The organism is Pseudoduganella sp. UC29_106, from assembly GCF_044055365.1.
GTDB lineage: Bacteria > Pseudomonadota > Gammaproteobacteria > Burkholderiales > Burkholderiaceae_D > Rugamonas.
The window spans coordinates 6,267,726-6,283,876 of sequence record NZ_CP171977.1 but is presented as its reverse complement, the minus strand read 5'-3'; the positions used below and the strand labels follow the sequence as shown (position 1 = coordinate 6,283,876).

General features: G+C 65.7%; 12 protein-coding genes. 7 read left to right on the top strand and 5 right to left on the bottom strand.

Annotated elements, in window-relative coordinates; all coding sequences use genetic code 11:
* Positions 1-87 precede the first annotated feature (87 nt).
* The 5 genes from ACHMW6_RS31255 to ACHMW6_RS31235 all read left to right on the top strand — a co-directional run bounded on the left by ACHMW6_RS31255 (position 88) and on the right by ACHMW6_RS31235 (position 7,113).
* The gene (locus ACHMW6_RS31255; protein ID WP_395402937.1) at positions 88-1,236 is read left to right on the top strand and encodes a DUF3108 domain-containing protein; all 1,149 of its coding nucleotides are present in this window, start codon (positions 88-90) and stop codon (positions 1,234-1,236) included.
* Positions 1,229-1,978: a DUF3108 domain-containing protein gene (locus ACHMW6_RS31250; protein WP_395402935.1), complete on the top strand. Its 750-nt coding sequence runs from the start codon at positions 1,229-1,231 to the stop codon at positions 1,976-1,978. The genes ACHMW6_RS31255 and ACHMW6_RS31250 overlap by 8 nt, the downstream gene beginning before the upstream one ends.
* Positions 1,979-2,183: 205 nt before the next feature.
* Positions 2,184-3,548, top strand: a complete 1,365-nt coding sequence (locus ACHMW6_RS31245; protein WP_395402934.1) for a hypothetical protein — start codon at positions 2,184-2,186, stop codon at positions 3,546-3,548.
* The gene (locus ACHMW6_RS31240; RefSeq protein WP_395402932.1) at positions 3,541-4,290 is read left to right on the top strand and encodes a hypothetical protein; all 750 of its coding nucleotides are present in this window, start codon (positions 3,541-3,543) and stop codon (positions 4,288-4,290) included. Before ACHMW6_RS31245 ends, ACHMW6_RS31240 begins: the two co-directional genes overlap by 8 nt.
* Positions 4,291-4,293: 3 nt before the next feature.
* Positions 4,294-7,113 carry an ATP-binding protein gene (locus tag ACHMW6_RS31235; protein WP_395402931.1) on the top strand — a complete coding sequence of 940 codons (2,820 nt, stop codon included), beginning with the start codon at positions 4,294-4,296 and terminating at the stop codon, positions 7,111-7,113.
* Positions 7,114-7,232: 119 nt separating this feature from the next.
* Here ACHMW6_RS31235 and ACHMW6_RS31230 read toward each other — a convergent pair whose 3' ends face one another.
* Complete coding sequence (locus ACHMW6_RS31230; protein ID WP_395402929.1) at positions 7,233-7,712, bottom strand: hypothetical protein; 480 nt, start codon at positions 7,710-7,712, stop codon at positions 7,233-7,235.
* Between the two features lie 86 nt (positions 7,713-7,798).
* Complete coding sequence (locus tag ACHMW6_RS31225; RefSeq protein WP_395402927.1) at positions 7,799-8,329, bottom strand: hypothetical protein; 531 nt, start codon at positions 8,327-8,329, stop codon at positions 7,799-7,801.
* A gap of 84 nt (positions 8,330-8,413) precedes the next feature.
* Here ACHMW6_RS31225 and ACHMW6_RS31220 point away from each other — a divergent pair, with 84 nt between their 5' ends.
* On the top strand, positions 8,414-8,569 hold the full coding sequence (locus ACHMW6_RS31220; RefSeq protein WP_395402925.1) for a hypothetical protein: 156 nt from the start codon (positions 8,414-8,416) through the stop codon (positions 8,567-8,569).
* Here the strand turns inward: ACHMW6_RS31220 and ACHMW6_RS31215 are convergent.
* Genes ACHMW6_RS31215 through ACHMW6_RS31205 form a run of 3 tightly spaced genes read right to left on the bottom strand, consistent with a single transcriptional unit; the run spans position 8,566 to position 15,295 of the window.
* Positions 8,566-11,196 (bottom strand): translocation/assembly module TamB domain-containing protein, encoded by a 2,631-nt coding sequence (locus tag ACHMW6_RS31215; RefSeq protein WP_395402923.1) that lies wholly within the window; start codon positions 11,194-11,196, stop codon positions 8,566-8,568. The genes ACHMW6_RS31220 and ACHMW6_RS31215 overlap by 4 nt on opposite strands.
* Positions 11,172-13,517 (bottom strand): hypothetical protein, encoded by a 2,346-nt coding sequence (locus ACHMW6_RS31210; RefSeq protein WP_395402921.1) that lies wholly within the window; start codon positions 13,515-13,517, stop codon positions 11,172-11,174. Before ACHMW6_RS31210 ends, ACHMW6_RS31215 begins: the two co-directional genes overlap by 25 nt.
* Complete coding sequence (locus ACHMW6_RS31205; protein ID WP_395402919.1) at positions 13,517-15,295, bottom strand: autotransporter assembly complex family protein; 1,779 nt, start codon at positions 15,293-15,295, stop codon at positions 13,517-13,519. The genes ACHMW6_RS31210 and ACHMW6_RS31205 overlap by 1 nt, the downstream gene beginning before the upstream one ends.
* A 125-nt stretch (positions 15,296-15,420) precedes the next feature.
* On the opposite strand from ACHMW6_RS31205, the gene queC reads away from it, so the two are divergent.
* On the top strand, positions 15,421-16,128 hold the full coding sequence (gene queC, locus ACHMW6_RS31200) for a 7-cyano-7-deazaguanine synthase QueC (protein ID WP_395402917.1): 708 nt from the start codon (positions 15,421-15,423) through the stop codon (positions 16,126-16,128).
* The last annotated feature ends 23 nt before the right edge of the window (positions 16,129-16,151 follow it).

The following is a 16,151-nucleotide window of genomic DNA, read 5'->3' as shown; positions in this document are numbered from 1 at the left end:
ATCAAAATGATTATGGCGCGATTATGCCACCGCGCTTTTAACTCTGCTGTCAGCGGAAGGGTGGCGGTAGACGTTAAACTAGCGGCCATGACGATTGTTACCTTCCTTTCCCGCCGCCGCCGCGTGCTCGCCCTGTGCGCGGCCACGGTGGCCCTGCATGTGGTGGCGATCGACTGGTTCGTGTCCCGCATCGGACTGCTGGAGGACAGCCGCAAGGCTACGCCGGCCGTGGTGAAGGCCGAACTGCGCCTGGCCCTGCCGCCGCGCGTGGCCGCTGCCGAACCGGTGCCGGAAGTGAAGCCGGAGGAAGCTGCGCCCAAGCCGAAGCGTCCGCGCAAGGTCGCGCCCAAGCTGGCCCCCGCTGCCGCGCCGGCGCCGCAACCGGCCGCCGATGGTGCGCTGACGGCGGCCGCCGAGCCGGATGCGGCGGGCACGGACATGGCGCCGCCCGAGCCACAGGCTTCGCCGGCTGACCAGGCGGGCGCTGCGCCAACGCCGGGCGCAGTACAATCCGCCCAACCGGAGCCGCCGCAACAGGACAATGCGCCGCCGCCGGGCGCGCGGCGCTACAAGGTCAACCTGCCGCCGCCGGCGTCATTTGAACTGGACGTGAAGCGCACCGACCCCGATGGCAAGAAGTGGAGCGGGTCGGCGACGATGTCCTGGCAGAGCGATGGCAGCAATTACAAGGTCGGGCTGGACGTGGGCATCAGCATCGTATTCCGGGTCAACCTGCTGACGCTGAACAGCGAAGGCATCATCGACGATGCGGGCATTGCGCCGCAGACGATGCGCGAGAAGCGCCGCGGGCGGTCGGAGACGGCCACCCACTTCAACCAGGAAGAGAAGCGCATCACGTTCTCGGCCAGCGAGCGCTCGTTCCCGCTGCTGGCCGGCGCGCAGGACAAGGCCACCGTGCCCTTCCAGCTGGCCGCGATCGGCCGCGCCGACGTCAACCAGTTCGGCAGCGATATCGATATGCTGGTGGGCGAGGACAAGAGCGCCACCATCTACCGTTTCCAGCTGGTGGGCGAAGAGGAACTGGAAACCGGGATGGGCAAGCTGGTCACGTGGCGGCTGGCCCGTCCGCCGAAGCCGGGCAGCTACAACGCGCGGCTGGATATCTGGCTGGCGCCGTCGCTGGAATGGTACCCGGTGCAGATCAGGAATACAGAAGGCAATGGCGCGGTGACCACGCAGACCGTGACCAAAATTATCAGGAAAGAAAATGGATAAATTTATTCCCGCCGCAATGGCGCTGACCCTGGCGCTGGCTGCCGGCGGCGCCCAGGCCCAGGACCCCGACCATCCCGTGGTCAAGCGCGGCTACAGCCTGCCGCCGTCCGCGGACCTCGTGTACACGGTCAAGGGCAGCAATCACGGCCTTCCGCTGAGCGGCACCGGCACGGTGGCCTGGCGCCAGGGTGACGGCAAATATACGCTGGTCACCGAAGCACGCTCCGGCCTGTTCGGCAAAGTACTGGAGCACCGCAGCGAAGGCGCGGTGGACGACTATGGCCTGGCGCCGTCCAGCTATTATGAAAAACGCATCCGTAAGGACCCCACGACGACCACCTTCAACCGCCAGGCCAAGCAGATCGAATTCCAGGGCGGCGACAAGACCTACCCGTTGAAGGGCGGCGAACAGGACCGCAGCAGCGCGCAGTGGCAGCTGGTGTCGCAAGCGCGCCACGCCCCGGACCACTTCAAGCCGGGCACGGAATGGGCCTTCTTCACGGCCGGCCGCAAGGATGCCGACGTCTGGACCTTCAAGGTGGTCGGCACCGAAACCCTGCAAACGGGCATGGGCGACATCAAGGCCATCCACTTCGTCAAGGAGCCGCCCAAGCGCGACAACGGCCAGCAAGTCGACCTCTGGCTCGCCCCCTCGCTCGAATGGTACCCCGCCAAAATCCGCTTCGTGGAAGAAAACGGCGATTCCTTTGAGCAACTTCTCGAAAAAGTCAACCGCAAATAGCCACACCCAGCCTGATATACTCACACCCCCGCCCATAGAACCGGGGTCAGGTCTGTCATTCGGACAGCTAGCGCTAACCTTTGATCTTGCTCAATACGCAATTTCGCCCGATTTTGCGTATTGATCTGCGTCAAACGCTAGCGCTAGCTGTCCGAATGACAGAGCTGACCCCGGTTTTGATTAACGGAGTGCAATGATTGACTTAATGCCAAGTGCGGCTACGGCTGCCGACGCGAACCCGACTGAGCAAGAGCAGCAGGATGCCCTGCAAGCCCACTTCCAGCCCCATATTTCAGCAGACGAAATCGAGCAAGTCTTCCACTTGAAGCGTGCTCAGCCGTTGCTGCAGGTCTTCACGGCCCTGTTCCATGGCGGCTTCGAGGGCGTGCTGGTGCGCCTGCTCGTGCTGCGCGAGCTGGCGAACGATACGACCACGTCGTTCTATTCGCGTGCCGACATCAACACCAAGCTGGCCTATCTGCTGCCCGAAAGCCTGGAAACGGTGCTGATCCGCCTGCGCACCAACGGCCTGCTGGCCTGGGATGCGCAGCAGGCGGTCTATCGCGTGACGCCGATGGCGCGCAATGTGCTGTCGGCCATCGATGGCCTGCTGGCGCTGTCGCAGCCGGACGACGAGGCCGAAATGGGCTTCCTGCTGTCCCAGGTGGCGGGCGCGCAGGCCGTGGGCGGGGTCACCGGCGAGCAGTTGCAGCACCTGCTGGGCCGCCTGGTGGACCTGACCGAGGAATTCCGCGACGCCATCGCTTCCGGTTCCGAGTTCCGCCTGCGCGAATCGCAGGCGAAGTGGCACCAGGCGTGCGATTGGGTGGAGAAGGGCAGCGAGATCCTGCGCGCCATCACCTCCGATGAAAACGCGGACAGCGCCACGCACAAAGCCGCGCAGGCGATCGGCCGCGCCCAGTCCGCGCTGCTGAACATGCAGGGCATGTTCTCGCGCGCGCTGAACCAGATCGAGCGCCAGCGCGTGCACCTGGGCCAGTCCGGCCTGTCCACCACGGACATCAAGCGCTGGCTGCTGGCCCATGAGGACCTTTCCTCGCTGGCGCAGGATGCGATCGACCAGCCGGTGAAGCCGCTGTTCGTCACACCCGCAGAAATGATCGACGTAGCAGAAACAGAATTAATGACAGAACGTGCCAATAACAATGGGCTGAATGGCCTGCCTGCCGGCCAGGATGCTCCGACCACGATCAACGATTCGCCAGCGATGCAGAAAGAGCTGGACGACTGGCTGGCGCGCCTTTCCGATTTCGCGCAGCTGAACAACTTCCCGAGCGTGGCCGAAGAGTCGCCGCGCCAGATCCAGGCGCACGAAGCGCTGCTGCCTGCCTCGTTTGCCGTGGCGTCCTACCGCGCTTCGCTGCTGCCGCTGTTGGGCGATGAAGCCGAGGCGTCGATGCAGGGCGCGACCGCCGACCTGGCGCGCCTGCCGGTACGGTTCCAGCCGCAGGATGACATGGTGCAGCTGCCCGACCTTGAGATTGCCGCCATGTCCCTGGCTGCGCTCTCGCTCCAACTGAAAGATGAAAGCGGCAAGGCCGATGAATGACGATACCCAAATCCTGATCGCGCGCCTGATGACGCATCAGACGCTGCGCCGCGACGACAAGCTGGTCAAGCGCGCCCTGTCCGATGAACTGTTCCGCGCCGAAGTGGACGCGCGCCTGACCGCCTGCGGCCTGAAGCTGCTGGATAACGTCTATGCCGACCACGTGACCCTGGCCCTGCACCGCGCCATCGAGCCGAAGGTGTTCGGCGCGCGCGACGTATGGCAGAACAATAACTTCGGCCTGGCGCGCGACGGCGTGGCCCTGCTGGTCGTGCTGTGGGCGCTGATCATCCTGCCCAAGCGCGAGCGCCAGGAAACCCACCAGGCGGCTGACGATGACCAGAACGATATGTTCGGCACTGACAAGCCCGTGCCGCGCGCGGAAGACACGTCCATCGGCATTCCCTATAAAGCACTGCTGGCCGACTTCGGCGACAAGCTTGGCAAGAAAACCCGCATGGACATGAACCTCGGCATCCTCGGCAAGCTCGGTTTCATCGAGCGCCGCGGCGACATCATCGTCGAAGGCCCGCTGCTGGACCTGCTGATGGATACCGACCTGCTGAAGGAGCGCATCATCAACGGCGCCCTGGCCGACGTGTTCAAGCGCGCGCCCGCCCAGGTCGTGCACATCCCGCGCGAAGTGCTGGCCGAAGCCGCCGCCGCGATCGACAACGCGTCCGCCGTTGAAGAAGCACCGCCGGCCGATGCCGCGCCCACCGATACCCCGAACGAGGACTGATCCATGTTCCACATCAAATCTCTCGAGCTAGTCCACTGGGATTACTGGCAGCGCATCAAGAACATTCCGCTCGATGCGAAGATCATCACCATCGCGGGCCAGAACGGCTCGGGCAAGACCACGCTGCTGGATGCGATGCGCACCCTGTTCGGCCTCGATTGCTCGATGGGCCGCACCTACAAGCACTACGCCCGTCACAGCGGCCAGCAGACCGCGTGGCTGCGCTCAGTCGTGGACAACCGCCCGGTGGGCAAGCAGTTGTCGAACCGTCCCTTCCGCCACAGCGGCTTCTTCGCGGAAGACGAGGTGACCCTGTTCTGCAAGGTCGAGAAGAACGGCGGCGACTGGAAGCGCCAGTACCTGATGCGTCCCGGGAATGTCGACATCGAGGAAGTGACCGAGGCGAACGACTGGCTGGGCGTGGAGAACTACCGCAAGCGCCTGGCGCAGGCAGGCCTGTCGCCGGCGATGGCCAAAGTGCTGGCGCTGGAGCAGGGCGAAACGGACAAGCTATGCGAATACGCGCCGCGCCAGTTGCTGGACCTGGTGTTCCAGGTCTTCGGCGACAAGGAGGTGCTGGATGCCTACGACGAGGCGAAGCGCCACCAGCGCGACACCGAGGAAGAGCTGAAGCGCTTCGAGGCTGAACTGGAAGGCTCCAAGACCAACCTGGAGGGCCTGCGTCTGCGCGTGGCTAACTACCACCAGTGGGAAACGCTGCACAAGGAACGCCGCAACCTGCAAGAGGAAGTGCTGCCGTCGCTGGAGTACCACGAGGCGCGCGAGAAGGCCAACAACCTGGGCAGGCAGCTGCGCGAAGCGCGCAAGCCGCTGGCCCAGGCCGACCAGCAGCTGGCGGACAAGCGCAATGAGCTGGCGCGCCAGGCCAAGGCGCTGCAGGACGCGCAGCAGCAGGAAACCTTGCTGGAGCAGGAGCAGACGGCGCTGCAGTCGCGCCTGAACCAGATCAACTCCAAACTGAAGCCGCTGGAATCGCTGGCCGAACAGAAGCAGCGCCTGCAGAAGCTGGCCGCCGAAGCGGGCGCCGATGTGGCGGACGCTGTCGCCACGCTGGAGTCGAAAGAGGCGGAGCTGGCCAAGCTGCGCGCCTCGCGTGACGCCGTTTCCGCCCGCATCGCGCAGGACAAGGCCACCATTTCGGCCCTGCAAGGCAAGACCGCCATGCCGGAGCCGGACAATGTGCGCGCTATGCGCCGTGCGCTGCGCGATGCCAACATCCCGCATGCCATGCTGTCCGATATCGTCGAAGTCACCGATCCGAAATGGCAGGGCGCCGTGGAAGGCGTGCTGGGTGGCTATGCTTCCGTGGTGCTGCTGGAGCGCTCGTCCGACGCATCGGCCGCCTACCGCCTGGCGGAGAAGGAACGCTATCGCCACTTCATCGTGCCCGATTGCGTGAAGGCGCACGAGCCGAAGAACCAGAGCCTGCTGTCCGTGGTCCGCTTCAGCGGCCTGGCGCCGGAATGGCTGATCGACCAGCTCTCGCGCATCACGCGCGTGGAGTCGGTGGAAGACGGCGCAAAGCTGGGCAATATCGAAGAGTGGATCACGCCGGACGCTTACCACAAGGAGCGCCGCGGCGGCCGTTCGCTGTTCGTTGAAGCGTCGCGCTACCGCTTTGGTTCCGCGGGCAAGACCCAGCGTATGGACGCGATCCAGAAGAACCTGCCCTCGCTGGAAGCGGAGGAGGACAAGTACACGCTGCAGATTTCCAAGCTGGCTTCCGAAACCAGCGCGCTGAAGGCGCGCGTGGCCGGCGTGGACGCGGTGAAGGAACTGTCGGCCCGCACCGAGGAATTCGACGAAGCCGCCCGCGCGGCCGTGCCGCTGCGCGCCGAGCGCCTGGAAGTGGGTGGCCGCCTGGGCGAGTTGCAGGGCCTGATGAAGAACGCCACCGTGACCCGCACCCGCGCGGACACCACCTGGCAGTCGGCGCGCATGGCCTTGTCCGAAGCCGAAGCGGGCATGCGCCTGACGCACAAGCGTCAGCTGGAGCAGCGCTCCGACCATGCCCGTGCACTGCTGGCGCTGCGCCGCCAGTGGCGCCATCTGCCGCCGGCCTGGAAGCGTCCCGCACGCCGCCAGGCGCTCGTGGCCCAGCACCAGAATGCCCACCAGGTGGATCTGCGCGTCGCCAGCCTGCAGTCTTCGCTGGCGCGTGATGACTGGGAACTGGATGCGACCGTGATCGACCAGTACCAGCGCCTGAACGACCAGCTGTCCAGCCGCAAATCGGAAACCGAGGAGCGCCGCTACCAGAACAACCGCGCGATCGAAGCGACGGCGAATGCCCGCGGCGCCTATATCGAGCGACTGCGCTACACGATCAAGACTTACACGGCCAATATCAAGGAGCTGGGCCAGCTGGCGAATATCGAAGTCAACGCCGATCCGGTCAAGCTGGAGAACGACGATCTGCTGCTGGCGCAGGCGGGCCTGCACGTGCGCTTCAAGTTCGACGGCAAGGGCCCGATCGGCATGAACGACGGCGAAGCGTCCGGCGGCCAGCAGGTGATGAAATCGCTGGTGCTGCTGATTGGCCTGCTGAAGTCCGACGAAGGCTCCGGCGGCTTCGTCTTCATCGACGAACCCTTCGCCCACCTGGACATCCGCAACATCCAGCTGGTCGGCGAGTTCCTGAAGAACACCGAAGCCCAGTACCTGATGACCACCCCGCTGACCCACAACACGGACGTCTACGATCCTTCCGAGCTTACCCTCATCACGAGCAAGAAGAAGAAGGATACGCAGTGGGCGCAACCGATCTTCGTTCTTCAGCGCCGGCAGCAGCAGGCGGCCTGAAACCCACACCAAAAGCTGGTGGCAGGCACGATGTGCCAGCCACCTGTTTGAGGCCTGTGGCCCATGCCCGGTGGCTGGCACATCGTGCCTGCCACCAGCTTCACGTCTTTGGTTTTATTTCAGCGTTCCAGAAAAATATCATCCAGCTCCCGCCGCAGCTGCAGCGCGGCCGGGCGGCCTTTGGCGCGGACGGCCATTTCGAAGAAGGGAATGCGCAACTCCCGCAATTCATCCAATGTGGCCGCTTTTTCAACTTTCAGTTGTAAATTGATGCCGCGGATGCCGAGCGTCGGCTTGATGGTGCGCGTGTAGTATTCGTAGGCGGACTTGAACTGCTCGGCGATCGTGGCCGGATCGGGCGGCAGCGGTTCGGGCTCGGGCGGCGCGAAGCTTGGCTTGGCAGGTTCGATAAAGCCATCGTCCAGCAAGGACTGCACGTTCGCCTCTCCCAGCCCCAGGCCCGCCACTTTCGACAGCAGGTCTTCGATGGGATGGCGCCCATCGATCATCACCAACAGCGAGCGCATGCGCGGCGCCAGCTGGTAGCAACGTGAAGCAATCTCCTCCCGCCCCTTGACGGTCTTATCGTAAATAGTCATGGGAAGTTTCCTGTTGGAATTATTTTCCTCGAGGATACTCCCGTTTTACGAAAAAGACATCACCTCAGATGCAAAGTAACAACAACTCACTCCTGCTCGGCCACCGGCTTCTGCGACAGGCGCCAGCGGATCAGGCCGATCGAGTACAGCCCGAAGTAGCCGACCAGCAGGCCGAAGGTGACGACGGTGAAGGGGTGTTGCATGACTTCGTCGTGACGGATCACGCGCGGGAATTCGGACTGGCGGTTGATGTAGAACTCGACCGCGATCTGCAGCACGCGCGCGGTGAACAGCATGCAGATGACCATGCCGGTGCGCACGGGCGGCAGGAAGAAGAAGCCGTGCGAAGAGTTTTCGAAGCGCGTCTTTTTCAGCGCAAAGACGGCCAGCCAGCCGCCGGCCAGCACGGCGCCGCCGAGCATGGAGAGTGCCGGGGGATTGGCCGTCATCGAGCTGGCGGATGCGGCCAGCGCGATCGGGAAGAACACGGCGCCCGACCAGTGCCGCCACATCACCGATTCCTGCTTGGTAAACAGCTTGCGCAGGCGATTGTAGATACGCCACACCAGCAGCGGGATCAGGATGAGCAAAACAACGGTCGTAACGGTCAGTTCCATAAATAGGGATCGTGCGGAAAAGAGCGATTGTACATTGCGGCGTAAAATAGCCATTCAAGCCCAGCCACCGAGGGAGCTTCAGCCATGGACAAATCCCCAGTTCACGCCCACCGCGCGCCGGACCTGCCTGTGCCCGTCGACGAGCCGGCACCCGAGCCGCAACCCGCCCATCCGCATCACCCGCACGCGCCGGTGCAGCAGGAAGATCCGGTGCCCGACCATAAACCCGAAGCGGATTAGTCGAACGCCCAGGTGTACAGCACGTCCAGGGCATTATTGGTGCCGGTCTGGAATTGCAGCGTGAAGCGCGGATTGAGTTTGTAACGCAGCTTGACCAGGCTGGTCGCCGTGCCTGCGCCCTGCTCGAAGCTCAGGTAGGCGCGCGAGGATAGTTTCTTGCCCACCGTGACCACGGTGCTCTCCAGCCCTTTCGCCTGGGACACACCCAGTTCGTCCAGCCCGACCTTGTTGGCCAGGCTGCCGCCGCCCTTGCCGCCGAACAGTGCGGCGGCGGCCGTGCTGAGCAGGCCCATTTCGTTGCCGGCCATGTCTTCCATGCCGTGGCCCAGCACCAGCCAGGCCAGCTTCTCGCTGTCCGGCACCGATGGCGTGGACACCAGCCGCGCCACCGGCGCCAGCGCCGTGCCGCGCACTTCCACGCCTGCCTCCACATTGGTCTCCGTCAGCTCTTCGCCTTCGGGACGCTTGCGCACGGCGCGGATGTTCAGGCCCGGGTTGTCGTAAGCGCCGGTGAAGTTGATCACGCCGCGCTCGATCGCCAGTTTCTGCCCATACGCCGCATAGGTGCCGTTCACCACGCGGATGCTGCCGTTGATGCGCGGCGTGCGGCGCTCGGTCATGCGCACGCGTACGGCGCCGGCCAGCTGCGCATCGAGGCCTTTCCCTTTCAGGAAGAAGTCGTCGCCAAGGTCGGCCTCCACGTCCATGTTCAGCGGCGTGGCCTGGGCGGCGGATTTGACAGTGGGCTTGTCCCTGCCGAGGATGACCACATCGTCGCTGATGGTTGGGGCGTCCTGGGACGGCAGCTCGATGCTGGCACGGTCGGCGCGGAATTTTCCGTCCAGCTGGAAGTGTTTGACGTCGCGTACCAGCGTGCTCTGGCCCGTGACTACCAGGGTGCGGTCGGGGCGGGACAGGATTTCCAGCTTGTCCGCATTCAGCTTCAGGTCCATCGTCGCTTCGGCGTTCGCCATGCGCAGCCATCCTTCCGCTTGCGCGCTGCCCTTATTGCCTTCGAAGCGCAGGCGCTGCAGTTGCAGCTGGTCGCCGGCCACCCGCGCCTGCAGCTGCCCGTTGCGCAGGCGAATGCCCTGGTCGGGCCAGTTTACGACCAGCTCCTGGCCGCTGACTTCACCATCCAGCGCCGGATTGGCGATCGTGCCATGACCGCTGAAATTGGCCTTCAGGGCGCCATCCAGTTCCAGGCCATCGACGCCGGCCAGCGGCGACAGCCAGGCGATCGAGGGCATGTTCACATTTCCGCTGACGGTGAGCGGACTGTCGCTGGGGATGCGGCCGTTCTGCAGTTGTGCGGTGGCGTTCAGTTTCGCCTGGCCGGTGCGCGCGCCATCCAGTTCCGCCTGGGCGCGCAGCGCGTTGCCTTGCACGCTGAGGCGCGCGTCGAGTGTGCGCAGGCCAAGCGGGATCGGCTTGCTGCCGCCGGTCACGGTGATGTCGCCTTTTTCCCTCAGCACGTGCACGTAGCCGTCGACCGCCGGGGCGGCGCCTTTCGCGGCCGGTGCCACAAGCTCGATCGACCAGTCGGCGCCCAGGGTCATCGTGCTGGCGACATTGCTGCGCCACGCGTCCGACAATTGCGCAAGGTAGCTGGCGTTCACGCCGCTGGCCAGTCCGCGGCTGCGCCATTTGTTGCCGTTCTTTTCCAGCGATTCGATGCGGATGCCGCCTTCGGGCAGGGCGATCGTCGCTCCGCCCAGTGCCAGCTGTTCGGGTTTCGCCAGACCGGCCAGGCCGTGTCCTTCCGGTCCCGCGATGCGCAGCGGAGCTGGCGATTGCAGGGTGAAGGCGAAGCGGCCGCGGTTTTGCAAGGATTCGATGGTGCCGTTCCAGTTGTCCTTGCCGAAGGCGCCGCGCAGTGTTGTGGTGGCGTCGAAGTCGGGACTGGTGGCGGTCAGCTGCAGCGTGTGGGCGCTGCCGATGCCGGATGCCTGCAGGCGGGCGCGGTCGATGTTTGTGCCGCCGCTCGCGCTTGGCGCGGAGTAGCCCAGCAGGTCGATGTCGGCGGTAAGCGGGTCGTTGGGGCCGATGGTCATCGCGCCTTGCGCTGTGGTGAGGCCGATGGTGGCGCTGGCCTTCATCGCTTTCAGGCGCTGCTGGCCGGGCAGGCGCAGGCTGCTGGCGTCCATGCTCAGGCCCAGTGTGACCTTGTCCGTGCTGCCGGATGCGTAGCCGGTGCCGCGTACGACGCCGGCAAAGTCCGGGCCCAGGCTGGCCAGTTGCGGCGCGTCGATTTTCCAGTCCAGGCGGTCCCTGGCGCCGCCGAAGCCGCCTTTGGCCTGCAGGGTGTTGGGGCCGACGTGCAGGTCGACGTCGGCGTTTTCGACGTGGACGCTGGTGGCTGCGACTTTCGCGTAGCCGGTCAGCGGGGCCGCGCCCAGTGTCGACGGTTGCAGGCGCAGGTCTGCGGTCACGCGCCAGTCGTTTGACAGCCTGCCATTGGCGCTGAAGTCCGCGTTCACGCTGCCTGCCGTTGGCGCGCCGAAAGCGGCCGGGTTGATTTTCGCCGCGCTGCCCGCGACCTTGAACTCCGGCGCGCGCTGCTTGCCCGTGCCCGACAGCCACAGCTCGCCGCTGGCCTTGATCACGCCGTCCGCGTTCCGTGCCACCCCGGCCGCTCCGCGCCCACCGCCCTGCGCCGGCTGCTCCGCCGCGCGCGCGGGCCGCCTTTGCAGTCGCCCGGGCCACCGCCGGTGACGTGGCAGAAGTTGACGTGTCGCCAGCGGGCTTGGCGGCGGCCTTGCGGGCAAGGGCAGTGGGCGCGACGGGTGCGGGCGGTGCGGCCGGTGCGCGGCCTGTCGTGGTTGACGGCGCGAACGCGAGCGCGCGCGATTCGGCCGTAAAACGTAGTGCGCGGTGCGGCGTAGCCGCCGGTGGCGGTGCCGGACGCGGTGAGGATGCCCTGCAGCCGGCTGTCCAGCGCCGAAAGCTGGCGGCCGTCGAACTGCCAGGCAAGCTGCTCGCCGGGCAGGCCGAAGGCGCCGCGCGCAGTGGCCGTGTTCGGGCCGATGGCCAGGTTGACGTTGATGCCGCTCAGGTGTCTGGCATCCGCTTGCAGCTTGCCCTCGCCGGACAAGGCCTGGTTCATGGCGCGGCTGGGCTTGATCTTGAAGGCTAGCGCGGCGTTCCAGTCCGGCACGAGCTTGCCGGAAGCCTGCGCGTCGATGTTCAGGTCCGCGGCCGGATAGGCGCCCAGTGCGGACGGGTCGAAGTGGCTGACGACCGCGTTGGCCTTGAATGCCTTGTCTTCCTTCAGGCTGGCCTGTCCCGCGAGCGTGACGCTGCCTTGCTTCGCCTGCAGGCGTGCCTGCGTAACGGTCAGCAGCAGATCCTGCAGCGTGGCGTGGGCATCGAGGCGCAGGTTTTTCTCGGCCAGCGCGGCGCGCAAGGTGTGCAGCTGGCCTTTATTGCTGTCCACGCTGATATCGCCGGCGATGGCGGTCTTGTTCGCGCTGCCGTGCACCTCGTGCAGGTCCAGCCTGTCCGTATGCAGCCTGAAGCTGGCGGTTTCGACGCCGCTGTCGATCGCCACGCGCTTGATATTGCCGCCGCCGGTGAATTTGCCGGCGGCGCCGAGGTCGATCAGCGTGTCGTTGATGGTCGCCACGGTCAGCGTGCCGCCCAGTTTTGCGCTGACGGTCTTCAGCGGCAGCAGTTGCTGGTCGAGGGGGCCGGGTTTGCCGGAGTTGGCTATGGCGAGGCTGCCGCTTATTTTCTGGTCCTTGGCGATGGTTGCGTCCACGGCCATGTCCAGGCTTGCTTGCGGCCAGGCGGGATCGAAACGCGATGGGTCTACGCCTTTCGCGCGCAGGCTGGCCGAGCGCAGGATCACCGGATCGAACGGGGCCAGCACCATTACCCCGTCGCCATCCGCGTTCGGCGATGTGCCCGTGAGCCGGGCCGTCATCTGTTCCAGATTGCCGCTCATTATTGCGGTCAGCCGCGCGGGCTGCACGCTCGGTGTGCCTGCGGCGCGTGGTTTTGCCGATTGCGCTTCTGCGCGCGCGGTGCTCGGCTTGCCAGTGGCCGGCGCGGGTTGGGACGCGCTGCCACGAGCGCGACGGCCAGCGGCAGGCGGCACAGCGCCTTGCTGCGCGGTGGACGCGTGCGAATCAGCGGCACGGGCCGCATAGCGTTGCGCCGCTCGAGACGCGTCGGCGGCGGGGCCGGTGGGGGGCGCCGGAGGCGGCCTGCGCGGGGGGGCGGCTGGCGCGACGCGCGGCGTGGTGGCGGCGGAGGGGGAGGGCGCGGGGGCTGACGCGGCGTGGAAGATCTGGCTCAGGGTGGCGGTGCCGGTCAGCGCGAAGGGGCGGGTGGTGGCGATTTCGGCGGAGGCGTCGAGGCGGCCGATGCGGGTGAGGGCGCTGGCGTCCTTGAGCTGCCAGCGCTGGCTGTCGCCGTACAGCTGGAGGCGCACGGCGCTGACCTCGTTGCGGGTGCCGTCGGCGGAAATGAGCGACAGGCGATCCAGGCGCGCGTCGGAAAGGCGCAGGCGGAACGGCGGCGCGAGAGATACCGGCATTTCGGGCGGCTTGGAAGGACCAATGCTCTGCTGCACGGCGCGCGCCGCATGCAGCTCGCTGATCGCCACGCCCTCGGAAAAATACTGCAGCGGCGACCAGTTGATGTCCACATCCTCGATGGTCAGCACGCTCTCGGGACTGCGGTACACGATGCGCACGATATGCATGCGTCCATACAGCGACCCGGTCGCGCCGGTCACTGTGATGCTGCCCCCGCTGGAGCGCGCAATCTGCGCCACGATCTGCTGCAGCGTGGACTCGCGTCCCAGCAGCCACACGCCGCCGGCCAGCAGCGCGACCACCACGCCGCCGCCGATCAGCGTGCGGCGCAGCCAGCGCCGCGGCGGCCGGGAAGGAGGCGCAGGCGGCGAAGGCGGGGCCGGAGGCGAGGTGTCGTGCGTATCCATCAGAACGTGAACCCCAGGGAGAAGTGCAGCCGCGCCTTGCGCACCGCATGGCCATACGCCACGTCGACATTGATCGGCCCCACAGGGCTCTTGTAGCGCGCGCCGACGCCGTAGCCGGACTTCGGATGAATCCCGCCCAGCGAATCGGCCGCATTGCCCGCGTCATAGAACACCGCCGCGCCCCAGGTCGGACGGAACCAGTACTGATACTCCGCGCTGGCCGTGGCCAGATAGCGCCCGCCCACGGTCGCATCGCCTTCCTTCACGCCCAGCTCCTGATAACCGTATCCGCGCACCGAGTTGTCGCCGCCGGCGCGGAACAGGTAGGTGGCCGGCACACCAACCTTGGTGGCGGAAGCCAACGCGCCCAGTTCCGCACGCAGGATCACGGTGCTCTTGCTGCCCAGGGGCAGGTACATGATGCCGCGCGCGGTGGAGCGGATGAACTTCTCGTCCGTGAGAATCGGCAGCAGCGCACCGCCCAGCGTGGCGTTCAGCACATAGCCCTTGGTCGGGAACACCAGGTTATCCAGCTTGCGCCAGGTGACCGCATAGGTCAGCGGCAGGCTGCGCGACACGGTCGAAGGCAAGCCGTCCACCGTCTTGCTCTCGGTGAGGAACTCGATGGAGATGCTGCGCTCCAGCAGCGGCGTGCCCCAGGCCCGCTTGCCGGCGATGGACGCGGTGCGCGTGATCTCGCCTTCGATATCCTTGCGCTCCACGGCCGCGCCGAAGCTGTCCGTATAGCCGTCGGCCGTGGTGGGAAAGTAGAAATCGCCGCGCGCGGTCTGCTTCTTCTGTTCCAGCGTCAGCGCGCTCTTCATCTTCAGGCCGAAGATGGACAGGTCATCGTAAGCGCCGGACACGCGATAGCCCGTGTTGGTCGAATAACCCAGGCCCACGCTGGCGTTCTTGCGCTTGTTCTCGATCACGCGCACCAGCAGCGGCAGCGGCGCCATCGTCTCGGGCTGGGGCAAGCCTTCGTTCTTTGCCTCCGCCGCCTCCATCTGCTCGCCCAGCACGGCGGACAGGTCCGCGCTCACTTCCACGCTGGAGAAATAGCCCGTGTCCTGCAGCTTCGCCTGGTAGGACTGCAGCGCCGCTTCATCGTAGTAGTCGCCCGGCTTGATCTGGTTCAGGTTGCGCACGATCGACTCCGGATAGCGCCGCAAGCCCTCGATGCGCAACTGGCCGAAGCGCATTTCCGGGCCGCTCTCCAGCTTCAGTCGCAAAAGGGCCACGCGGTTCTCGGGATCGACCACGGCCTCGCTTTCCGTCATCTGGGCGCGCGGATAGCGGGTCTGCACCACGGCGCGCAGCATGGAGCGCTTGGCCGTCTCCCAGGCCTCCTGCTGGAACACGGCGCCCTTGGGCAGCAGCCAGCCCGCCTTCAGCGCATCCTTGTCGAAAGGCTTTTCCGAAGTGGACTCGAATCCTTCCAGGTCGATCTGCACATCGCCCACCAGCGTCGGCTGGCCCGGCTGCACTTCCACCGTGACCACGGGCGTAGCGGCATCGTTCATCGACACATTGACCAGCGGCGTGTAGAAGCCCTCGGTGGCGACCAGGGTGCGGATCTGCTCCGGCGCCGCGCGCACCAGGCGCTGCAGCTGGTCGCGGTCGGTGCGGGGATTGCCGCGGAAGCGCACCAGGTCCAGGTTTTGCTCCAGCAGGGTGTCCAGTTTGCCCGGCGCATTGATCTGGACGCGATAGTCCAGGCCCTGGGCCATGAGCAGGCCGGGCAGCAGCAGGACGGCCATCAAGGCCAGGGCCCGCAATACTTTTATGCCGAGTTGTGCCAAAATTCTTCTTTCTGCCGTCCGATGAGCAATACCGAATGTTACCGGATCGATTGCGAGGATGGCGTACTCACTAAGATTTCCGTTTTAGAAAGAATCCCCCCATGCAGAAAACCGACGCCGCTCTCGTGCTGTTCAGCGGTGGACAAGATTCCACCACCTGCCTGGCCTGGGCGCTCGACCGCTTCGAGCGCGTGGAAACCATCGGTTTCGACTATGGCCAGCGCCACGCCATCGAGCTTACCGTGCGCCCTACCGTGCTGGAGAAGATCCGCAGCGTGAAGCCGGAATGGGCCGGCCGCCTTGGCGAAGACCATATGGTGGACCTGGGCCTGATCTCCCGGCTCTCGCAGACCGCCATGACCGAGGATATCGAAATCACGATGCAGGCCAACGGTTTGCCGAATACCTTCGTCCCCGGCCGCAATCTGCTGTTCATGACCGTGGCCGCCACGCTGGCCTACCGCCGCGGCCTGAACGTGCTGGTGGGCGGCATGTGTGAAACCGATTTCTCCGGCTATCCGGACTGCCGCGACGATACGATGAAAGCCCTGCAGGTCGCGCTCAACCTGGGCATGGATACGCGCGTCAAGCTGGAAACGCCGCTGATGTGGCTGGACAAAGGGCAAACATGGGACCTGGCCGAGTCCCTCGGCGGCCAGCAGCTCGTCGACCTGATCCGCGCCGACACCCACACCTGCTACAAGGGCGAGCGCGGCGATCTGCACGATTGGGGCTATGGCTGCGGCGCCTGCCCGGCCTGCGAACTGCGTGCGCGGGGCTACCAGGCTTACCGTTCGCGCAAGCCTTGACGGATCTAGATATTTCCACAGAT

Coding starts and splice junctions, on each gene's coding strand:
- ACHMW6_RS31235 (WP_395402931.1), top strand. CDS start 4,294: ATGTTCCACATCAAATCTCTCGAGCTAGTCCACTGGGATTACTGGCAG.
- ACHMW6_RS31230 (WP_395402929.1), bottom strand. CDS start 7,712: ATGACTATTTACGATAAGACCGTCAAGGGGCGGGAGGAGATTGCTTCA.
- ACHMW6_RS31245 (WP_395402934.1), top strand. CDS start 2,184: ATGCCAAGTGCGGCTACGGCTGCCGACGCGAACCCGACTGAGCAAGAG.
- ACHMW6_RS31255 (WP_395402937.1), top strand. CDS start 88: ATGACGATTGTTACCTTCCTTTCCCGCCGCCGCCGCGTGCTCGCCCTG.
- ACHMW6_RS31250 (WP_395402935.1), top strand. CDS start 1,229: ATGGATAAATTTATTCCCGCCGCAATGGCGCTGACCCTGGCGCTGGCT.
- ACHMW6_RS31220 (WP_395402925.1), top strand. CDS start 8,414: ATGGACAAATCCCCAGTTCACGCCCACCGCGCGCCGGACCTGCCTGTG.
- ACHMW6_RS31210 (WP_395402921.1), bottom strand. CDS start 13,517: ATGGATACGCACGACACCTCGCCTCCGGCCCCGCCTTCGCCGCCTGCG.
- queC (WP_395402917.1), top strand. CDS start 15,421: ATGCAGAAAACCGACGCCGCTCTCGTGCTGTTCAGCGGTGGACAAGAT.
- ACHMW6_RS31240 (WP_395402932.1), top strand. CDS start 3,541: ATGAATGACGATACCCAAATCCTGATCGCGCGCCTGATGACGCATCAG.
- ACHMW6_RS31225 (WP_395402927.1), bottom strand. CDS start 8,329: ATGGAACTGACCGTTACGACCGTTGTTTTGCTCATCCTGATCCCGCTG.